This is a genomic window from Verrucosispora sp. ts21 (genome assembly GCF_002879555.1).
In the GTDB taxonomy this organism is placed as follows: domain Bacteria; phylum Actinomycetota; class Actinomycetes; order Mycobacteriales; family Micromonosporaceae; genus Micromonospora; species Micromonospora gifhornensis.
Window position 1 is genome coordinate 1 of the sequence record NZ_PNOZ01000019.1, and the last position, 18890, is coordinate 18890.

An 18890-nucleotide genomic window follows, 5' to 3' on the forward strand; every position below is an offset into this window, starting at 1 on the left:
GTGGGGGTGGGTGTGGGTGGGGTAGATTAACGATCGTTCAGGCTGGGCGTGGTGGGGAGCCGTGGTGACTGTTGACGGTGGGGCGCTGGAGCAGCTCGGTAAGCGGGTTCGGGCCGGTGGTGCGGAGAAGTACCACGCGGCGAACGCGGCAAAGGGGAAGCTGTTCGCCCGGGAGCGGGTGGCCCTGCTCGTCGACGAGGGATCGTTCGTCGAGGACGGGCTCTACGCCAACGCGCTCGCCGACGGGCTGCCCGCCGACGGGGTGGTGACCGGCACCGCCACCATCGACGGCCGCCAGGTCTGCCTGATGGCGAACGACTCCACGGTCAAGGCCGGCAGTTGGGGTGCGCGTACCGTCGAAAAGATCATCCGGATCATCGAGCGGGCGTACGACACCGGCGTGCCGATGGTCTACCTGGTCGACTCGGCCGGGGCGCGGATCACCGACCAGGTGGAGCTGTTCCCGGGTCGACGCGGTGCCGGCAAGATCTTCTGGAACCAGGTACGCGCCTCCGGCTCGATCCCCCAGGTCTGTGCGCTGTTCGGGCCGAGCGCGGCCGGCGGCGCGTACATCCCGGCGTTCTGCGACGTGGTGGCCATGGTGGACGGCAACGCCAGCATGTACCTCGGCTCCGACCGCATGGTCGAGATGGTCACCGGCGAGAAGACCACCCTGGAGGCGATGGGCGGCGCCAAGGTCCACTGTGCCGAGTCCGGCGTCGGGCACTTCCTCTGCAAGACCGAGGCCGAGGCCCTCGACGTGGTCAAGCGCTACCTGTCGTACCTGCCGGCGAACTGGACCCAGCAGCCGCCGACCGCCGAGGCGGTCGAGGCGCCCGCCAAGGCGGACCTGGCCGCGCTGGTGCCGGCCAGCGAGCGGCAGGCGTTCGACATGCGACGGTACGTCAAGGGCCTGCTTGACGAGGGTTCCTTCTTCGAGATCCAGGCGCTCTGGGCCAAGGAACTGACAATCGGGTTCGGCCGGCTGAACGGCGAGGTCGTCGGCGTGGTCGGCAACAACTCGATGTTCAAGGGCGGGGTGCTCTTCGTCGACTCGGCCGACAAGGCGACCCGGTTCGTGCAGCTCTGCGACGCGTTCAACGTGCCGCTGCTGTTCCTCTCCGACGTGCCCGGCTTCATGGTCGGCAGCGCGGTGGAGAAGCAGGGCATCATCCGGCACGGCGCCAAGATGATCACCGCGATCTCCGAGGCGACCGTACCGAAGATCTGCGTGGTGGTGCGCAAGGCGTACGGCGCGGGCCTCTACGCCATGGCCGGTCCCGGCTTCGAGCCGGACGCGACAATCGCCCTGCCCACCGCGAAGATCGCGGTGATGGGCGCGGAGGCCGCGGTCAACGCGGTGTACGCGAACAAGATCGCCGCGATCGAGGACGAGGCCGAGCGGGCCGCCTTCGTCGCCGCCAAGCGGGCCGAGTACGAGCAGGACATCGACGTCGTCCGGCTGGCCAGCGAACTCGTCATCGACACGATCGTCGAGCCGCACGAACTGCGCGCCGAACTGATTCGCCGGTACACCGCCGCCCGGAGCAAGGACCGGCACTTCTCCCGTCGTCGGCACGGCGTCACCCCCGTCTGAACCGGCGTCACCACGGCACGCAGCAGCCAGCACCGGCACCGTCGAGGCGTCACGAGCGCTCGTCGGCCCGTCCACACAGGAGGAACCCCGATGGACTTCCGGCTCTCCGAGGAGCACCAGGCGCTGCGCGACAGCGTGCGGGACTTCGCCCGCGAGGTGGTCGCGCCGGTCATCGCCGAGCACTACGAGCAGCACACCTTCCCGTACGAGGTCATCCGGCAGATGGGCAAGATGGGCCTGTTCGGCCTGCCCTTCGCCGAGGAGTACGGCGGGATGGGTGGCGACTACTTCGCCCTCTGCCTGGCGCTGGAGGAGTTGGCCCGGGTCGACTCCAGCGTGGCCATCACCCTGGAGGCGGCGGTCTCGCTCGGCGCGATGCCGATCTACCGCTTCGGCACCGACGAGCAGAAGGCCCGCTGGCTGCCGAAGCTGCTCAGCGGCGAGGCGCTGGCCGGTTTCGGGCTCACCGAGCCGGGCACCGGCTCGGACGCCGGGGGCACCGAGACCCGGGCCGTGCTGGACGGCGACGAGTGGGTGATCAACGGTTCGAAGGCCTTCATCACCAACTCGGGCACCGACATCACCGCCCTGGTCACCGTCACCGCCGTCACCGGCACCCGGCCGGACGGTGCGAAGGAACTGTCCACCATCATCGTGCCGAGCGGTACGCCGGGCTTCACCGTGGCGCCCGGATATTCCAAGGTCGGCTGGACCGCCTCGGACACCCACGAGTTGACCTTCGACGACTGCCGGGTCCCGGCGGAGAACCTGCTCGGCGAGCGCGGTCGGGGCTTCGCCCAGTTCCTGCGCATCCTCGACGAGGGTCGGATCGCCATCGCCGCACTGGCCGTGGGCCTCGCTCAGGGCTGCGTCGACGAGTCGATCAAGTACGCCCGCGAGCGGCACGCCTTCGGCCAGCCGATCGGCAACTACCAGGCGATCCAGTTCAAGGTCGCGGACATGGAGATGAAGGCGCACACCGCTCGGCTGGCGTACTACGACGCGGCGGCCCGGATGCTGGCCGGGGAGCCGTTCAAGCGGCAGGCGGCGATCGCCAAGCTGCACGCCAGCACGATCGCGGTGGACAACGCCCGGGAGGCGACGCAGATCCACGGCGGGTACGGCTTCATGAACGAGTACCCGGTGGCCCGGTTCTGGCGGGACTCCAAGATCCTGGAGATCGGCGAGGGCACGTCCGAGGTGCAGCGCATGATCATTGCGCGTGACCTGGGGATGTGATCGGGACCCGGTGACGGGGCGCGCCGGTCTCCTGTCGGGTTTAGGCATCGACCGGTCGGGTGGTTGACGCTCGCCTGCCGGCTGTCGGTCCTGGCCCGTAATGTCCCGGAGCATGACTTCGAGTCATGATCGTTCATCCGGGTGGATCGGGTCGTCCGGCCTTGCGGATCTGCTGCGGGGGCATCGCCGGGCCGCCGGCCTCACCCAGGCCGAACTCGCGACTCGTGCCGGCGTCGGCGTACGGACGGTTCGTGACCTGGAACGGGGACGCTCCTCGCGCCCGCAGCGCACCACCGTCAATCTGCTCGCCGATGCGCTCGACCTGTCCGGTGCCGCCCGTACGGCCTTCGTGGCCGCCGCTCGCAAGGCCGATGGCGGCACCTCCCGGGCCATTGTCGGTTCGCCGGCACCCGTTCCGCCACCGCCCGAGCTGATCGGGCGGGAACGGGACCTGGCCGAGTTGGTCACCCTGCTGACCGAGCCGCGCGGACCTCGGGTGATCAGCCTGGTGGGGGTGGCGGGCGTCGGCAAGACCGCCCTCGCGCTGGCCGCCTGCCACGCCGTCGCCGCCGCTCGACGAGCGAGCCCGGTCGGGCCGTCACCGGAGTCCGGTCGTCCGGGTGGTGTCAGCGGGCTGCACGTCGGCGCCGGGTCGGACGTCGCCGATGTGCTCGCCGCCGCGCTGGGCGCATTCGGGGTGTCCCGGACGACCGAGTTGACCGCCCGGATCGGTGATCCGACGCTGCTGGTGGACGCGGCCGAACGGGCCCCCGATTCGGTGGCCGGTGCGGTGCAGCGGCTCGTCGATGCCGTGCCCACGCTGCGGGTACTGGTCACCGGTCGGCATCCGGTGGGGCTGCCGGACGAGTGGGTTCGACCGGTGTCGCCACTGGACGTGCCGCCACCGGGAGACATCGAGCCGTCGGCGCTCGCCGCCTCCCCGGCGGTGGCGCTGTTCACCGCGCGGCTGGCGCAGGTCCGCCGGGAGCCACCGACCGAGGCCGAACGTCCGGCGCTGGCCGCGCTGGTGCGGCGACTGGGCGGGCTTCCGCTGGCCATCGAACTGATGGCGGCGCGTGGTCGACTGCTCAGCCTGAGCGAACTGCTCGACCGCTACGGCGACCGGGTGCTGGACCTGGACATCGCGGCCCGCAGCGGTTGGCCGACCGGTCAACTGCGGCCGGACGACACCCGGGCGGCGGTGGCGGGGACGCTGCGCGACGCGGTGGCGACGAGCTACCGGCTGCTCGACGACGAGGAGCGTGCGGCGCTGCGGCGGTTCTCCGCCTTCGACAACCGGTGGTCGATCGAACTGGCCGAGGAGATGCTCGCCGGCACAGCCATCACCGCGGACCCCGTACGGCTGCTCAACCGGTTCATCGAACTGGGACTGCTGCACGTACGCGAGGATGGGCCGTTTCGCTTCCGACTGCTCGACGCGGTCCGCGACTACGCCGTCGAACGGGTCTCCAGCGCCGGTGAGTCGGCGGTGATCCAGCGTCGGCACGCGCGGGTGATCACATGGTTCGTGGAGCGCACCGCACCGAGCCTGGCCGGGGCCGACGCCACCGGTGCGGCGCGTCGACTCGACGAGGTGTCCGGGGACATCAGTGCCGCGCTGGCGTACGCCGCGGTGGACGACCCAATGACCGCGTTGCGCCTGGCGGCCGGCCTGCCGCTCTGGTGGCGGCTTCGCGGACGCGCCGGTGCCGGGCGGCAGTGGTTGCTGCGGCTGCTGGCCGACCCACGTACCGCCGAGGCCGACGGGGAACTGCGCCTGCGCGCATCGCACGGCGCGGCGTCGCTCGCCGGGGAGCAGGCCGTCGTCGTGGAGGAGTTGCCGAGGGCCCGCGATCGGACGCGGCAACGGGGGGTGGTGGCGCGGGCGAGGAAGCCCCCTGTTGCCACCCCTCGCTCATCGCCCGCGCCGGCACCCCCCGTTGCGCCCCCGGTGATCCGAGACTAGCGAGACGGCGAAAGGCAACCTGTCGCATTTGATGCTCTATCGCCGTTTGTGCGATCGGTTCTGCCGCTCTTTCTGCCGCTGACGTCACCCTCGGCTGTTCGGCCGACCACCGGTAGTTCGGATGCGGGGGTTGATAACGCGGCAACCGCCAACGATGATCAACAGTCGGTGGAGTTGGGGTTCTCCGGTGCGGTGGCCGAGTCGCCGCTGCCGGCCGTGGCGCAGGGATGCACCGCGTCCCGCACCTGGCGCAGGCCGTCCAGCAGGGCGTTCAGGGTGGGCGGATCCAGCTGACCGGTGAACCAGTCCTCGATGAGTTGGAGGTGGCCCGGCAGGCATTCATCGAACCGGCGCAGGCCAGCCGGCGTCACCACGGCGAACGAGCTACGCCGGTCAGATGCGCAGGCGCGCCTGACGATCAGGCCGTCACGTTCCATCCGGTCGACCACGCGGGTCACGCCGCTGGTGGACAGCGAGGTCTGGGCCGCGAGGTCGGTCATTCTCAGTTGGTTGTCGGGCGAGCGGGTGAGTCGGGTCAGCACCTCGAACTCGACCGGGGACAGCCCGTGTTCTTCCATCTGCGCGGCGAACCGGGCGGACAGCCCGGCATATACCTCGAAGAGGAGGCCGACAGCCGTGATGCGAGAGTCATCGAACACGTTCGGATTCACCAGGCCATCCTAGCAGTCCTTGACACGCGGAATATTGTCGAGGGTATAGTTGCTTAGTCAGTCGTTGACCAACCCAACAATCTCTACCGGAGGGCAGTCTCTCATGACCAGCAGCACCGAGTCGGTTACCCGCGAGTGGAACGGCCTGACCATCCCGGCGGCGGGCACCTACCTGCTGGACGGCGCCCACAAGCGGGTCGGCTTCGTCGCCCGACACATGATGGTGGCGAAGGTTCGTGGTGAGTTCACCGAGGCCAGCGCGACGATCACGATCGCCGAGGAGCCCTTGGAGTCCACGGTCAGCGCGACCATCCAGGCCGCCAGCATCACCACCGCCCAGGCCGACCGCGACGCCCACCTGCGTGGCGGCGACTTCCTCGACGTGGAGAAGTTCGCCACGCTGGAGTACCGCAGCACCGGCGTGAAGTCCCACAGCGGTAACGAGTTCGTCCTCGCCGGCGAACTCACCATCAAGGACGTGACCCGCCCGGTCGACCTCACTGTCGAGTTCGAGGGCGTCGGCCGCAGCCCCTTCGGCACCGACATCTTCGGCTTCTCGGCGAGCGCCGAGATCGACCGTGAGGAGTTCGGCCTGACCTGGAACGTCGCCCTGGAGTCGGGTGGCGTCCTGGTCGGCAAGAAGATCAAGATCGAGATCGAGGGCGAGGCCGTTCGCCAGGCCTGACCTCTCGTACGCCCGAAAGGCCCGCGCTTCACCGCGCGGGCCTTTCGGCTGTGCCCGGTGTGTCGATGCGCGATCACGTGGACCCGTGGTTCACCACCCGGTGGCCCGGCGCCACCACCCATGGCGCTGTCGTCGGTGCCAAATTTCACAGATCGTTCGTCACGCTGTTCGTAGGTCACGGCACCGGCGCTGGGTAGGACTTCTTCTGGCGTGTCCGAACTGGCCCGTCGCTGGTCAGAGCGGCGCTGCTCTGCGGAGTACTGCGGCAATGGACCGATCTTCGGGACGGCCAGGTTCGGCGCGTCGGCGAGTAAGGTTCACACTGCGCTGCGGAACGGCACCGTTCCGTCGCGTCGCGCGCCGGGAGGAACACATGGGCAGGGACGTCGATCGGGCCGCATTCTCCCGCGAGGACCGAGTCCTCTACCGGCAGAAGGTCCGCCGTTGCCTGGACGTCTTCGCCCTGATGCTTGACGACTTCGGCTTCGACGCCGACCGGCCGATGACCGGGCTGGAGATCGAGCTCAACCTGGTCGACCCCGCAGCCGAACCCGCGATGCGCAACGAGGAGATCCTCGCCGCCATCGCCGATCCGCTGTTCCAGACCGAGCTGGGACAGTTCAACCTCGAGTTGAACGCCGACCCTCGACTGATCTCCGGTGCAGGCTTCACCGACTACGAACGCGGCCTGCTCGGCAGCCTCAACCGGGCCGGTGAGCGGGCGGCCCGGTCGGACACCCGGATCGTCCTGGTCGGCATCCTGCCCACGTTGACCGAGCGCCATCTGGTCGCCGACAACCTGTCGACGAACGAGCGGTACCGGGTGCTCAACGACCAGATCGTCGGTGCGCGGGGCGAGGACATCGAACTCGACATCCGCGGTGTCGAACGGCTGCGTACGCACACCGACTCGATCGCGCCCGAGGCGGCCTGCACCAGCCTCCAGTTCCACCTCCAGGTCGCGCCGGACAGCTTCGCCGACTACTGGAACGCCTCCCAGGCGATCGCCGGAGCGCAGGTCGCGGTGGGTGCCAATTCACCCTTCCTGTACGGCCGGCAGCTCTGGGCGGAAACCAGGATCGCCCTGTTCGAACAGGCCACCGACACCCGCCCGGACGAGCTGAAGGCGCAGGGCGTACGACCTCGGGTCTGGTTCGGGGAACGGTGGATCACCTCGATCTTCGACCTCTTCGAGGAGAACGTCCGCTACTTCCCGCCCCTGCTGCCCATCTGCGAGAGCGAGGACCCGGTCGAGGTTCTGCACGCCGGCGGTGTGCCCGAGCTGGCCGAGCTGCGACTGCACAACGGCACCGTCTACCGCTGGAACCGCCCGGTCTACGACATCATGAACGGGCGTCCGCACCTGCGGGTCGAGAACCGGGTGCTGCCGGCCGGTCCGACCGTGGTCGACATGCTGGCCAACGCCGCCTTCTACTTCGGGCTGGTCCGCGGCCTGGCCGAAGCCGACCGTCCGATCTGGAGTCAGCTCACCTTCAGCTCCGCCGAGGAGAACTTCCACGCCGCCGCCCGACGGGGCATGGACGCCGTCCTGCACTGGCCCCGGCTCGGCGAGGTGCCGGTCACCGGGTTGGTGCTTGACGTGCTGTTGCCCATCGCGTCCGCCGGGCTCGACGCCTTCGGGGTGGCCCCGGCCGAACGAGACCGGCTCCTCGGCATCATCGAGCAGCGCTGTCGTACCGGCCGTAACGGGGCGGTCTGGCAGACGGCGACGGTGTGGGCCGCACAGCGGCAGCGGGGACTGGACCGACCGGCCGCGCTGCATCACATGCTCCAGCGCTACGCCGAGTTGCAGGCCACCAACGAGCCGGTGCACACCTGGCCCGTCGACTGACCCGTCAGCGGGCGCGACGCGGTGGTCGGGCTCGCCGGCTCGAAGCCTCCGACCCGGCAACGGTGTCGGCTGCCGGCTCGGTACCCGAGCCGCCCTCGGCCTCGGCGCGGCTCGTACCCGAAGGGTCCCGCGCCTCGGCGCGGCTCGCACCCGCGCCGCTCCGGGCCTTGGCGGAGATGACCTCTGACGGCTGCCCCGCCGACGGCTCGGTGGTGCCGCGTCGGGTCGGTTCACCCGTGCCGCTGCCGTGATCGCCGCTGGCCGGTGTGTCCGCGCTGTCGCGGTTGCCGCTGGCCGGTGGGTGGGCGCCGCCGTGGTCACCGCTGGCCGGGACGCCCGTGGCACCGGGGTCACCGCTGGCCGGGACGCCCGTGCTGTCGTGGGTGCCGGGACGCTGCCGAGGCACCAGCGGAGTGGGTGCCGCGTCGGTCGCCGACTGCTTCGACCTGTGTCGGGCGGACCGCTGGGCGAGCGCCGCGACGAGGACGGAACCGCCGACGCCGACTATTGCCGCGTACGGGGCGATGAGGTGGGCGGACACCTGCTCCGGGTTGATCGCGGTCAACCTCGGTACGGCCAGGAAGTAGGCGATCGCCACCAGCAGCGGACCGGCCGCACCGGAGGCGGTGGCACCCACCCGGCGATCGGCGTCGCGGACGCCTCGGCGGGCGGCCAGCGCGCCGATCACCAACGCCGACCCGAGGGAGAGAATCGCCCCGGGCCAGTAGAAGTAGTCCCGGATCCAGAACTGGTCGCTGTCGGAACTGAGCTGCCAGATGCCCAACTGGGCGGTGGTCAGGCCCCGACCGGCGAGCACCGAGTCGAGTACGGCGACCACCGCGAGCAGCCACAACCAGCCGGCGGTGGCGATCACGTTGGTGGCCGCCGCCCGGCAGCGCAGTGACCAGAGCGCCACCAGAGCGCCGACCAGCACACCGATCGCGGCGTACCCGGCGGCCATGTCCCGCGGCGAGGGAGTGTCCGGTACCACCGCGACCCGGGCGGGTACGGCGACAAGCAACACGGTGATCAGCGCGCCCAGTGCGGCGGCACCGGCCAACGCGACGGACCACAGGCCGTCACCATCGCGCCTGTCGGTTGCCGGCAGTCCACCCGGGTCAGCTGCTGCCGGCAGTCCACCCGGGTCAGCTGTTGCCGGCAGTCGACCCGGGTCAGCTGCCGATTCGACGTCGGGTGTGGGCAGGGCCGGACGCCGGTCCCGCAGCCGCTGGGCGCAGACCGCACCGAAGACGGTCGAGGTGGCGGCGATCCAGGTGGCCCAGATCAGGCTGGCCACCCAGGCGGCCGTGCCGGCGGTCGGCTCGGCCGGCGCCCAGTTCAGGATGCCCAGGCCGTAGCCGAATCCCAGTTGGGCGGCACCGGCGCCAGCTGCCACGCCGACCGCTGTGGCGATCGATCCTCCCCAGCCCTGTCTGGCCATGCCGGGCAGCGTAACCTCCTGTGCCCGGTGCGGCGAGTCGTACGCCGTGCCGGGCGATTAAGGTGACGGACGGTGTTTGTCGTCGATGGGTACGGTCGCCGGTGATGAGGCGGTGGGCGCAATGACGGGTGAGGTGACGGACGGCCGGACGACGCGGGCCGACACCGGTCCCGATCGGACGACGATGGTGGTCGGTGGTGGCGTCGCGGCGGTGCTGCTCGCGATCATCGGAGCCGCCGGCGGCTGGGTGCTCGCGGGCGACGACCAGCGGCAGCCGGAGACGCCCGTCCTCGCGGAGGGAAGCCGCAGCCCGCGCGCACCGGCCCCTTCGTCACCGCGTGAGCGGCCCGCGTCCACCTCCGCCCCGACCAGTGCCGCCGCACCGAGTCCGACCGGGCTGACCGTGCCGGATCTCGTCGGCATGGACCTCGAGGAAGCCCGGAACGAGGTGCGAAAGCGCGGGCTGGAATGGAAATTCGTCTTCGGCACCGGCGACAACCAGAGTGTACGGAGCACTGATCCGGTCGCCGGTACGCCGGTAGAGCACGGCAGCACGATCTCGATTACCGTGGCCGGCGCGGCTCCATCGAACGAGATGCCGCAACTGGTCGGGGAAGACTGCCGGAAGGCCGCGGCCGAACTCTTCGACAACGGATTCTCGCCTCGCTATCCGGCCGGGCTGACCGGGAAGGTCACCGACCAGGAACCCGCCGCCGGCACCGTCGGACGATGGGATGACGTCGCGTACATCTTCTGCGCGATTCGGTCGTCGGATGACGAGTTCCTTGGGCAGTGACAGGCACCCGACACGCTGATCCCGGCCGATGGCGGGCGGAACCGCTAGGTTGACCAGCGTGGGGATGCCGACATGAGCGAGCGGGGCGAGGAACAGCCGGACGACCGGACACGTCCGTTGCCTCCGCCCGCCGGAGATCCCGACGACACCGCCGTGCTGGGTGGTACGCCGCCCGACGGCACCGAGGCGGACGCGACAGTGGTGGTGCCACCGACCCCCAGACCTCAGCTGTGGTCGGGACGGGCGGAGGTGCGGCCACCGGGTCCGGGTGACGACCGTGAGTTGGCCGCCAGCGAGTGGTACGGCGACGAGCAGGCCGGTCGGCGTTGGTGGCTGCCGATTCTCTGGGGCATCGTCCTGCTGCTGTTGCTCGGCGCGCTCGGAGTGGGGTTGTGGCTGGCACGCCAGGCGGTGGACGAGGGCGACTCCCCGCCGCCGTCGCCCCAGCCGACCTCGACGGCGCCGACGAGCGCGTCGGCTTCACCGACCCGTTCGCCCTCGGCGGCACCGACGACAAGTGCCGCGCCGACGGGGTTGCCGATGCCGCCCCTGGTCGGGCTCACCGAGGATGCGGCCCGAGCCCGGCTGGAAGCACTCGATCTCGAACCCGAGGTCGTGTACCGCCCGTCGGACCAGCGGGCCGGCACCGTGATCGCCACCGATCCGGGCCAGGGTGAGATCGTCCAAAGCGGCGACGTGGTCAGGCTGGTGGTCGCCACCCCCAGCCCGTCGACGACGGCACCGACCACCGCGCCGACGACCACCGACCCGACGACGACCGGGCCGACCACCGACCCGACGGTCACGGCGAGCCCCACCGGGTGAACGGCTGCTCACCACATCCTTCGTCTGGTGCTGACCAGCCCGAGTCCGGCGAGGGAGATGGCGAGCCCGAACACCCCTGACCAGAACAGCGACCTGCTGAGTGCGTCGGAGTTGTGCCGGTCGCCGGCTCGGTGGGACGTACCCGCCCGGTGCGCACTGCTGGCGGACGACTCGGAGCCGTCGGGTATCGCGGCCGAGCCGTCAGGCAGAGCAGCTGAGCCGTCGGGCGTCAGCGCTGCCGTGCGGTCGTCGTCGAATTCGTCCCAGGCGGGCGGTGAGCCTCCCGATCCGGTCGGCGGCGTGGCTTCCACCACCGTGATCTCGGGTGCGGGAACCGGCTCGGCCAGCCGGGTGGAGGACAGGGCGGGATCCCGGACCAGCACCATCAGGGTGATGGCGGCACCGAAGAGTGCCAGGATTCCGAAGGCGTGGGCGATACGGGACCGATCGGGCCGCCGCGCGGACAGATTGACCATGGCCATCCCAGGTTCGGGGTCCTGGAGGCGCGGTGGAGACGTGCCGGGGTGGGCACACCGATTCTATGGCGTCGGTGTGCCCGTCGGCGGCGTTTCGAATGCTCAGCCCACCCGGACCGGGGTCCGGGCGACGGGCCGACGAGCCGAGCGGACGGTGTGCGGTCGCGGCTGCGGCTGCGGCGCGGCCTGCACCAGGTGCAGCCCGGCCCGCTGGACGAAGATCGATCGACGGTTGACCGCGTCCCCCGCCGCGTTCAACTCGTAACCTTCGAGCCAGAGCCAGCCGTCATAGGTCGGGCGGTCCAGCACCCGGATCACCCGGAAGTGAATCGGTCTGATGAACTGGACACTCGCCGCGCTTGTCACGTTCAGTACGTCACCGGAGCGGGGAAGCACATGGGCTCCTGAAGGGTCGGCCGGCGGGGAGGCCGGCAAGGCTGATCGGGGGGAAGTGCGGGCTCCGGCGACGAGGTCGTGTCTCGGGAACCGGGTTCGTGGCGTTGACGGGCTTCTCTGCGCTGGTGGCGTACTCGGCCCGCCGTGTCTGGGCTGTCAGGAAAGGTGTCTGGGACCACCGCCGCCGTCGCGCGTCGGCGACCGGCCACCGGATTCGCGGGGGCGGTCGACGGTCGACCGGGTCATCCGGTCGTCGTCTCCGTCGGCACCGCGGTGATCACAGGGGGAGACTGGATCAGAACGGTGTGTAGCCCGCGTCATACGGACAGAGTGCATCAGCGTCGTGCTTCATGCAAGTTGCACGTCGACTTTTGCCGATACGTGAGCGGCTCGCGCGAAACGGCGCTTGAACGTGCCGCCACCCGGACGGCACACTGAGGACGGTTTCGCCCGTCGCGGCCGGCCGAGGACCGGCTCCATCCCTTGCCGCGAAACGCCCGCCGCCTTATGGTCGCGTCCCAGGCGGGCGGCAGACAGCGGCGCGTCGAGGCGGAAGGTGACACCGTGAGCGAGCGGCGCAGTCCGACCATCCGCCGGCGTCGCCTGGGCGCGGAACTGCGCCGTCAGCGCGAGACGGCCGGGATCACCATCGAGGCCGTGGCCGAGCAACTGGAGTGTTCGGCGTCGAAGATCTCCCGGATCGAGACCGGTCACACCACCGCGACACCCCGGGACGTCCGGGACATGCTCCGGATCTACGGGGTGGTCGGTGCCGAGAGCGACGAGCTGGTGCAGATCGCTCGGGAGGCGCGGCAGAAGGGTTGGTGGCATCCGTACAGCACGGTGCTGGTCGGGGCGTACGTGGGTCTGGAGGCTGCGGCCAGTTCGATTCGGGCGTACGAGCAGCAGGTGGTTCCGGGCCTGCTGGAGACCGAGGATTACGCCGGCGCGATGATTCGTGCGGCCCGCCCTGATTTCACTGCGGAACAGGTGCGACAACGAGTGCGTGTCCGACTCGGTCGCCAATCGTTATTGACCCAGGACGATCCGGTCGATCTGTGGGTGGTGCTCGATGAGGCGGTGATGAGCCGTCCGGTGGGCGGGGACACGGTCATGCGTGACCAGCTCAAGCGGTTGGTGGAGGTAGCCGAACTGCCGAATGTGACGTTGCAGGTCCTGCCGTTCGAGGTCGGGGCACATGCCGGCATGGACGGTACCTTCACGATCCTGAGCTTCCCCGAACCAGGTGATCCGGATGTCGTGTACGCGGAGAACGCCACGGGTGGGCTCTTCCTGGAGAAGAGCGACGAACTGCAGAAGTACAGCTTCATCTTCGATCACATTCGAGCAGCGGCCATGCGTCCGGAGGAGTCCGTCGGGTACATCGCAAAATTGGCAGAGGAGCCGCTGTGGAAATGGCGACGCAAGGATTCCCCGTGGACCTGACGCAGGCGCACTGGTTCAAGAGCTCGAAGAGCGGGCCGAACTGTGACAACTGCGTTGAGGTGGCGTATGTGACCGGGGCGGTCGGCGTCCGGGATTCGAAGGACAAGGCCGGACCGGCTCTCGTCTTCACCCCGGGTGACTGGCACGCCTTCGTCGCCGGCACACGGGGTGGCGTCTTCGGACGGGCTTGATCCCGTAGCAACGACCTGGTCCCCGATCGGCACGTCCGGTCGGGGACCATGTCATGGTGCCGCGACGCTCGGCAGTCCCGCCGCGGCGTCCGGCCCGGTCGGCTGCCGTCGCCACTTCCCACCCGTCTCGTTGTACCTCTCGGTACGCGCTGGTCGAAATCCCCCCCGAGCAGGGCGGGTAACCGAGCGAGGCAGGCGAGACGAATGACGAGTATCGGATCGGACAACCTCACCAACAGCCCGGGCAAGCCGGAACGGTTCGGCGGCAAATATCGCGGGGCTCGGCGGGACACCGTCCTGACCGAGGTGGTGTCGACGGACACCGAACATCCCGGGCGGGACACCGCGGCACCGGGCGAGCCGGCCACGTCGCCGCTCACCCTGCCGTCACTGGACCCGAACCCGCTCACCGAACCGTCGTTCCCGGCGACCGGATGGTCGAGCGTGGACGACGGCTCCCTTGCGGATCACCCGCTGCTCCGCGGCCTGCTTATGGAGTTGCCGCCACGGGGCAGTGTGCCGCCGCCGGGTTGGCTCGACCGCTGGTTCGAGGCGACGCGGGCGATTCTGGAGTTGCTATACGTGCAGGGCACCGGCCGGGCTCGGTGAGGTCGCGGACCGCTGCGGCATGGCTCGCTCGGCGAGCCGGTTGTGGCGCAGCGCGTGGCGGACCCCGATGGCCCCGACGCCCAGCACTCCGATGGTGACCGCCGGCCCGGTGATCCCCGGCCCGAAATACCCGGCGGCACCGCTGGCCGTGATCAGCGCGGGCAGCAGGGCCAGGCCGGTCACCTGCAGCGGCAGCCCGATCAGTGGGTGGGCGGCGGCGGCCCGTAGCCCGTGTGGTGCCGGCGTCCGGGCGGTGGCGGCCAGTGCGCCCGCTCCGGCCCGGAGCCGACGCACCCGGCGTACGGTGCAGAGCGCCACCACCAGTGCCGGTAGCGCGGCGAGTGCCAGCCCAGCGGCGGCCCGGTCAGCCAGGGTCGCCCCGGCGGTGGTCAGGCCGGCGATCGGCAGTGCCACCGTCAGGCCGAGCCCGACCAGCGTGAGCCCGAGCAGCCAGCCGGCATGTCGACGAAGCTCGCGCGCGTGCGTCATCCGGGGCAACCCCTCAGCGAGGTAGCCGGCGGCCCACCAGACGACGGCGACCGGGAGCAGGAGGACGAGGTGGTTCTGCATGCCTGTCAGCCTTGCCCGTTTTCCGGCTCGCCGAATCCGGGAGCGCCCCCCGTTCGTCCCGTAGCCGCCCCCGTAGGGGAACCATCGTTTCATGTTATGAGGGATCCGACATGTTTATCTGTGTCCATGCCTCGAACTACCCTCTCCTTGATCGGCAGTCATCGATCAGTGAGCCATGAGCAATGCGACGAGGGCTGCCGACAGAGGGAGGTAGGAAGATGGTTCTTCGACAGAGGTCCGTTTTCGTCGGACTGGCCGCGTTGGCCATGGTGGCGGCAGCGACGCCCGCCATGGCCGCCGAGCCGGTCGGCACGATCCGAAGCGCCGGCGGTGCCACCGCCGTCAAAGACAGCTACATCGTGGTGTTCAAGGACAGCGAGGTCGGCCGTGCCGCGGTCGGCTCCTCTGTGGACCGCCTGCTGCGGCGGCACGGCGGAGCGGCGGCGCGCACGTACAGCGCGGCCATCCGCGGCGCCGAGCTGCGACTCAGCGCCAAGGCTGCGGCCCGGATCGCGGCTGATCCGGCAGTGGCGTACGTCGAGCAGAACCACACCGTGCAGCTCGCCGCCACCCAGACGAACCCCCCGTCCTGGGGCCTGGACCGGATCGACCAGCGCAACCTGGCGCTGAACAGCTCCTACACGTACCCCAACACGGCCTCGAACGTGACGTCGTACATCATCGACACCGGCATCCGGACGTCCCACTCGGACTTCGGCGGCCGGGCGACCTGGGGCACCAACGCGGTCGACTCCAACAACAGCGACTGCAACGGCCACGGCACCCACGTCGCCGGTACGGTCGGCGGCACCGCGTACGGCGTCGCCAAGGCGACCCGACTGGTGGCCGTCAAGGTGCTCAACTGCTCCGGCAGCGGCACCAACGCCGGGGTCATCGCCGGTGTCGACTGGGTCACCGCGAACGCGGTCAAGCCCGCCGTGGCCAACATGAGCCTCGGTGGCGGAGCGAACACCACGCTCGACAACGCGGTGATCAACTCGATCAACTCGGGTGTCACGTTCGTGGTGGCTGCCGGTAACGGCAACAGCCTCGGTGTCCGGCAGAACGCCTGCAACTACTCCCCGGCCCGGACCGCGCCGGCGATCACCGTCGGTGCCACCCAGAACAACGACGCCGCCGCGAGCTTCTCCAACTTCGGCACCTGCGTCGACATCCTGGCGCCGGGCGTGAGCATCACCGCCCCGTGGATCACCAACGACACCTCGACGAACACCATCAGCGGTACCTCGATGGCCTCGCCGCACGTCGCCGGTGCCGCCGCCCTGGTGCTCTCGGCCAACCCGACGTGGAGCAACCAGCAGGTGCGGGACTACCTGGTCAACAACTCCACGCCGAACGTGATCAGCAACGTGGGCACGGGTACCCCCAACCAGCTGCTCTACGTGGTCAACGGCAGCACCCCGCCGCCGACCAACGACTTCTCGGTCTCGGTCTCGCCGACCTCGGGTTCGGTCGCGCCGGGCGGTTCGGCGACCGCCACGGTGTCCACCGCCACCACCAACGGCTCCGCCCAGTCGGTAAGCCTCTCGGCCAGCGGCCTGCCGTCCGGGGCGTCCGCCTCGTTCAGCCCGGCCACGGTCACCTCGGGTGGCTCGTCGACGCTGACCATCAGCACCTCGACCAGCACCCCGGCCGGCACGTACCCGGTGACCATCACCGGTAGCGCGGCCTCCGGCACCAGGACCGCCACCTACACCCTGACGGTGACCGGCAGCGGTAGCGGCAGCTGCTCCGGCACCAACGGCACCGACGTGTCGATCCCGGACGCCGGCTCGGCGGTGACCAGCTCGATCACCATCTCCGGCTGCAACCGGAACGCCTCGTCGAGCTCGAAGGTCGCGGTGAACATCGTGCACACCTACCGTGGCGACCTGGTCATCGACCTGCTCGCCCCGGACGGCTCGTCCTACCGGCTGAAGAACAGCAGCGGCTTGGACAGCACGGACAACGTGAACACCACCTACACGGTGAACCTGTCCAGCGAGGCGGCGAACGGCACGTGGCGCCTGCAGGTGCGCGACGTCTACCTCGCTGACACCGGCTACATCAACACCTGGACCCTGACCCTCTGACACCGGTACGACATCGGGCCCCCGGCCACTCGGCCGGGGGCCCGCTCGTCGTCAACTCTCGGGAGGGCGGTCAGACCGCGAAACCGGCCGGGCGCTCGGTGGCCGGCGCGGGCGGGCGGGCCTTCCACAGGCCGACCTTCTGCGCGGCCAACCGGCTCAGGTACGCCGGATTGAGGATCACGTACCGCCGCCACAGCCGCTTCGGCTCCAGCCCGAGCCGCCAGAACCACTCCAGCCCGGCCCGCTGCATCCACGGTGGCGGCTGACGCAGCAGCCCGGCGTGGTAGTCGAACGCTGCGCCGACGGCCATCAACGGCATGTCCAGCAGCGGGCGCATCGCGTACGTGAAGATCTCCTGGCGGGGGCATCCCAGGCCGACCAGGACGAGCCGGGCACCGCTGGCCTTGATCCGGTCGGCGATCTCCACGTCCTCGCCCGGCTGCACGGCGCGGAACTTGGACGGCTCCACTCCGGCGATCTTGAGGGCCGGGAACATCTGCTCCAGCGCCGGGATCAGCCGGGCCAGGGTCTGTTCGGTCGAGCCGTACAGGTAGACCGGTAGGCCCTCGTCGGCACAGCGGGAGAGCACGTGCAGGGTCAGCTGAGGCCCGTAGACCCGGTCGGTCAGCCCCGCACCGTGCAGCAGGTTCAGTGCCCACCGCACCGGCTGGCCGTCCGGAGTCACCAGGTCGAAGGAGTTCAGCCGGGCGTTGTGCGCCGGGTCCAGCACCCCGGTCATCACCCCATGCACGGCCAGTGCGGTCAACGCCATCGGCCGACGCTCCTGCGCGGCGGCGATGACCTGCTCGGTAGCGGTGGCGTAGTCGGTGGCGTCGACCAGGACGCCGAGCACGTTGCGCTTGCTCACGACCGGACCTCGCCGTCGCGCGCCGGGACCCACTTGTCCACGTTGGCCTCGTAGATCTCTCGCATGATCATGGGTACGTCGTACACCTGTTTCCAGTCCGGGTAGTCGGCCTGGAACGCTTCGTTGGAGCCGATCCACCACTTGTGGTCGCCGATCCGGTTGGCCTCGACGTACTCGGTGATCATCTCCTGGCCGGTGATCTGCTCGGCCAGCGCGAACGCCTCCCGGTTGGAGGTGTTGGAGTGCCGGCCGCCACCGAGGTTGTAGACGGCGGCCGAGCGCGGGTTGCGGAAGAACGCCTCGAACGCGGAGACCACGTCCGAGCTGTGGATGGCGTCCCGGACCTGCTTGCCCTGGTAGCCGAAGATCTTGTAGGTGCGGCGCTCCATGTTGGCCCGCATCACGTAACCGAGGAAGCCGTGCAGCTCGGTGGCGGAGTGCGCCGGCCCGGTAAGCGTGCCGCCCCGGAAGCAGGCCGTCTTCATCCCGAAGTAGCGGCCGTACTCCTGCACCATCACGTCCGCAGCGACCTTGGAGGCACCGAAGATCGAGTGCAGGCAGGCGTCGATCGACATGTCCTCGCGGATGCCCTGCTCGTACGGGTGCCCCGGCTCGATCTCCCAGCGGGTCTCCAGCTCGACCAGGGGCAGGCTGTTCGGGCGGTCGCCGTAGACCTTGTTCGTCGAGCAGTGGATGACCGGCGCCTCGATGCAGTGCTCGCGGACGTTCTGCAGCACGTTCAGGGTGCCCGCGGCGTTCACGTCGAAGTCGGTGAAGGGATCGCGTACCGCCCAGTCGTGCGAGGGCTGCGCGGCGGTGTGGATCACCACGGCGACGTCCCGGCCGTACCGCTTGAACAGCGCGCCGAGCGCGCCCCGGTCGCGGATGTCGATGCTGTGGTGCGAGTACGCCTCACCCAGCTCGTCGGTGAGTCGGCGAACGTTCCACGCGGTGGACGCCTCCTCGCCGAAGAACTCCTGCCGCATGTCGTTGTCGATGCCGACCACATCGAGACCCATGCCGGCGAAGTGGCGGACTGCCTCAGAGCCGATCAACCCGCCCGAGCCGGTCACGAATGCGACACTCACGAGCCACTCCTGGTCCGTTGGAGGCAGAAACCAGCGAAGCATAGCCTGACGCCCGGTACGCCCGAATACGAGCGAGGGCCC

The 18890-nt window shown here is 69.9% G+C and carries 17 protein-coding genes and 1 pseudogene; 11 read left to right on the plus strand and 7 right to left on the minus strand.

What is annotated here, in order from left to right:
- Positions 1-64: 64 nt before the first annotated feature.
- The 3 genes and pseudogenes from C1A38_RS10605 to C1A38_RS10615 all read left to right on the plus strand — a co-directional run.
- Positions 65-1597 (plus strand): acyl-CoA carboxylase subunit beta, encoded by a 1533-nt coding sequence (locus tag C1A38_RS10605; protein WP_102657749.1) that lies wholly within the window; start codon positions 65-67, stop codon positions 1595-1597.
- A 90-nt stretch (positions 1598-1687) separates the two neighbouring features.
- Positions 1688-2836 (plus strand): acyl-CoA dehydrogenase family protein, encoded by a 1149-nt coding sequence (locus C1A38_RS10610; RefSeq protein ID WP_102657674.1) that lies wholly within the window; start codon positions 1688-1690, stop codon positions 2834-2836.
- A 112-nt stretch (positions 2837-2948) separates the two neighbouring features.
- Positions 2949-4688: pseudogene (locus C1A38_RS10615) on the plus strand (ATP-binding protein); the annotation flags it as partial.
- Between the two features lie 272 nt (positions 4689-4960).
- Here the strand turns inward: C1A38_RS10615 and C1A38_RS10620 are convergent.
- Positions 4961-5473, minus strand: coding sequence for a MarR family winged helix-turn-helix transcriptional regulator (locus C1A38_RS10620; protein WP_102657675.1), 513 nt, complete (start codon positions 5471-5473; stop codon positions 4961-4963).
- A 103-nt stretch (positions 5474-5576) separates the two neighbouring features.
- Here C1A38_RS10620 and C1A38_RS10625 point away from each other — a divergent pair, with 103 nt between their 5' ends.
- Positions 5577-6158, plus strand: coding sequence for a YceI family protein (locus tag C1A38_RS10625; RefSeq protein WP_102657676.1), 582 nt, complete (start codon positions 5577-5579; stop codon positions 6156-6158).
- Between the two features lie 373 nt (positions 6159-6531).
- Positions 6532-8010, plus strand: coding sequence for a glutamate-cysteine ligase family protein (locus C1A38_RS10630; RefSeq protein ID WP_102657677.1), 1479 nt, complete (start codon positions 6532-6534; stop codon positions 8008-8010).
- Between the two features lie 4 nt (positions 8011-8014).
- Here the strand turns inward: C1A38_RS10630 and C1A38_RS10635 are convergent, their stop codons facing one another.
- The gene (locus C1A38_RS10635) at positions 8015-9451 is read right to left on the minus strand and encodes a hypothetical protein (protein ID WP_102657678.1); all 1437 of its coding nucleotides are present in this window, start codon (positions 9449-9451) and stop codon (positions 8015-8017) included.
- An 85-nt stretch (positions 9452-9536) separates the two neighbouring features.
- Between C1A38_RS10635 and C1A38_RS10640 the strand changes: the two genes are divergently transcribed.
- Together C1A38_RS10640 and C1A38_RS10645 are read left to right on the plus strand one after the other, a co-directional pair.
- Positions 9537-10247 (plus strand): PASTA domain-containing protein, encoded by a 711-nt coding sequence (locus C1A38_RS10640; protein ID WP_102657679.1) that lies wholly within the window; start codon positions 9537-9539, stop codon positions 10245-10247.
- A gap of 72 nt (positions 10248-10319) precedes the next feature.
- Positions 10320-11072 carry a PASTA domain-containing protein gene (locus C1A38_RS10645; RefSeq protein WP_102657680.1) on the plus strand — a complete coding sequence of 251 codons (753 nt, stop codon included), beginning with the start codon at positions 10320-10322 and terminating at the stop codon, positions 11070-11072.
- An 8-nt stretch (positions 11073-11080) separates the two neighbouring features.
- Here C1A38_RS10645 and C1A38_RS10650 read toward each other — a convergent pair whose 3' ends face one another.
- Positions 11081-11548: a hypothetical protein gene (locus C1A38_RS10650; RefSeq protein ID WP_102657751.1), complete on the minus strand. Its 468-nt coding sequence runs from the start codon at positions 11546-11548 to the stop codon at positions 11081-11083.
- A gap of 102 nt (positions 11549-11650) precedes the next feature.
- Positions 11651-11944 carry a hypothetical protein gene (locus C1A38_RS10655; protein WP_102657681.1) on the minus strand — a complete coding sequence of 98 codons (294 nt, stop codon included), beginning with the start codon at positions 11942-11944 and terminating at the stop codon, positions 11651-11653.
- 564 nt (positions 11945-12508) lie between these two features.
- Here C1A38_RS10655 and C1A38_RS10660 point away from each other — a divergent pair.
- The 3 genes from C1A38_RS10660 to C1A38_RS10670 all read left to right on the plus strand — a co-directional run bounded on the left by C1A38_RS10660 (position 12509) and on the right by C1A38_RS10670 (position 14190).
- Positions 12509-13390, plus strand: coding sequence for a helix-turn-helix domain-containing protein (locus C1A38_RS10660; protein WP_102657752.1), 882 nt, complete (start codon positions 12509-12511; stop codon positions 13388-13390).
- Positions 13360-13581: a DUF397 domain-containing protein gene (locus C1A38_RS10665; protein ID WP_102657682.1), complete on the plus strand. Its 222-nt coding sequence runs from the start codon at positions 13360-13362 to the stop codon at positions 13579-13581. The genes C1A38_RS10660 and C1A38_RS10665 overlap by 31 nt, the downstream gene beginning before the upstream one ends.
- Positions 13582-13785: 204 nt before the next feature.
- Positions 13786-14190, plus strand: coding sequence for a hypothetical protein (locus C1A38_RS10670; RefSeq protein WP_102657683.1), 405 nt, complete (start codon positions 13786-13788; stop codon positions 14188-14190).
- Here C1A38_RS10670 and C1A38_RS10675 read toward each other — a convergent pair.
- On the minus strand, positions 14158-14760 hold the full coding sequence (locus C1A38_RS10675) for a hypothetical protein (protein WP_102657684.1): 603 nt from the start codon (positions 14758-14760) through the stop codon (positions 14158-14160). The two genes, C1A38_RS10670 and C1A38_RS10675, sit on opposite strands and share 33 nt — an antisense overlap.
- Before the next feature lie 218 nt (positions 14761-14978).
- On the opposite strand from C1A38_RS10675, the gene C1A38_RS10680 reads away from it, so the two are divergent.
- Positions 14979-16853, plus strand: coding sequence for a S8 family peptidase (locus C1A38_RS10680; RefSeq protein WP_102657685.1), 1875 nt, complete (start codon positions 14979-14981; stop codon positions 16851-16853).
- A gap of 70 nt (positions 16854-16923) precedes the next feature.
- Here the strand turns inward: C1A38_RS10680 and C1A38_RS10685 are convergent, their stop codons facing one another.
- Positions 16924-17721 carry a WecB/TagA/CpsF family glycosyltransferase gene (locus C1A38_RS10685; protein WP_102657753.1) on the minus strand — a complete coding sequence of 266 codons (798 nt, stop codon included), beginning with the start codon at positions 17719-17721 and terminating at the stop codon, positions 16924-16926.
- On the minus strand, positions 17718-18851 hold the full coding sequence (locus C1A38_RS10690) for an NAD-dependent epimerase/dehydratase family protein (protein WP_199180172.1): 1134 nt from the start codon (positions 18849-18851) through the stop codon (positions 17718-17720). Before C1A38_RS10690 ends, C1A38_RS10685 begins: the two co-directional genes overlap by 4 nt.
- Positions 18852-18890 lie beyond the last annotated feature (39 nt).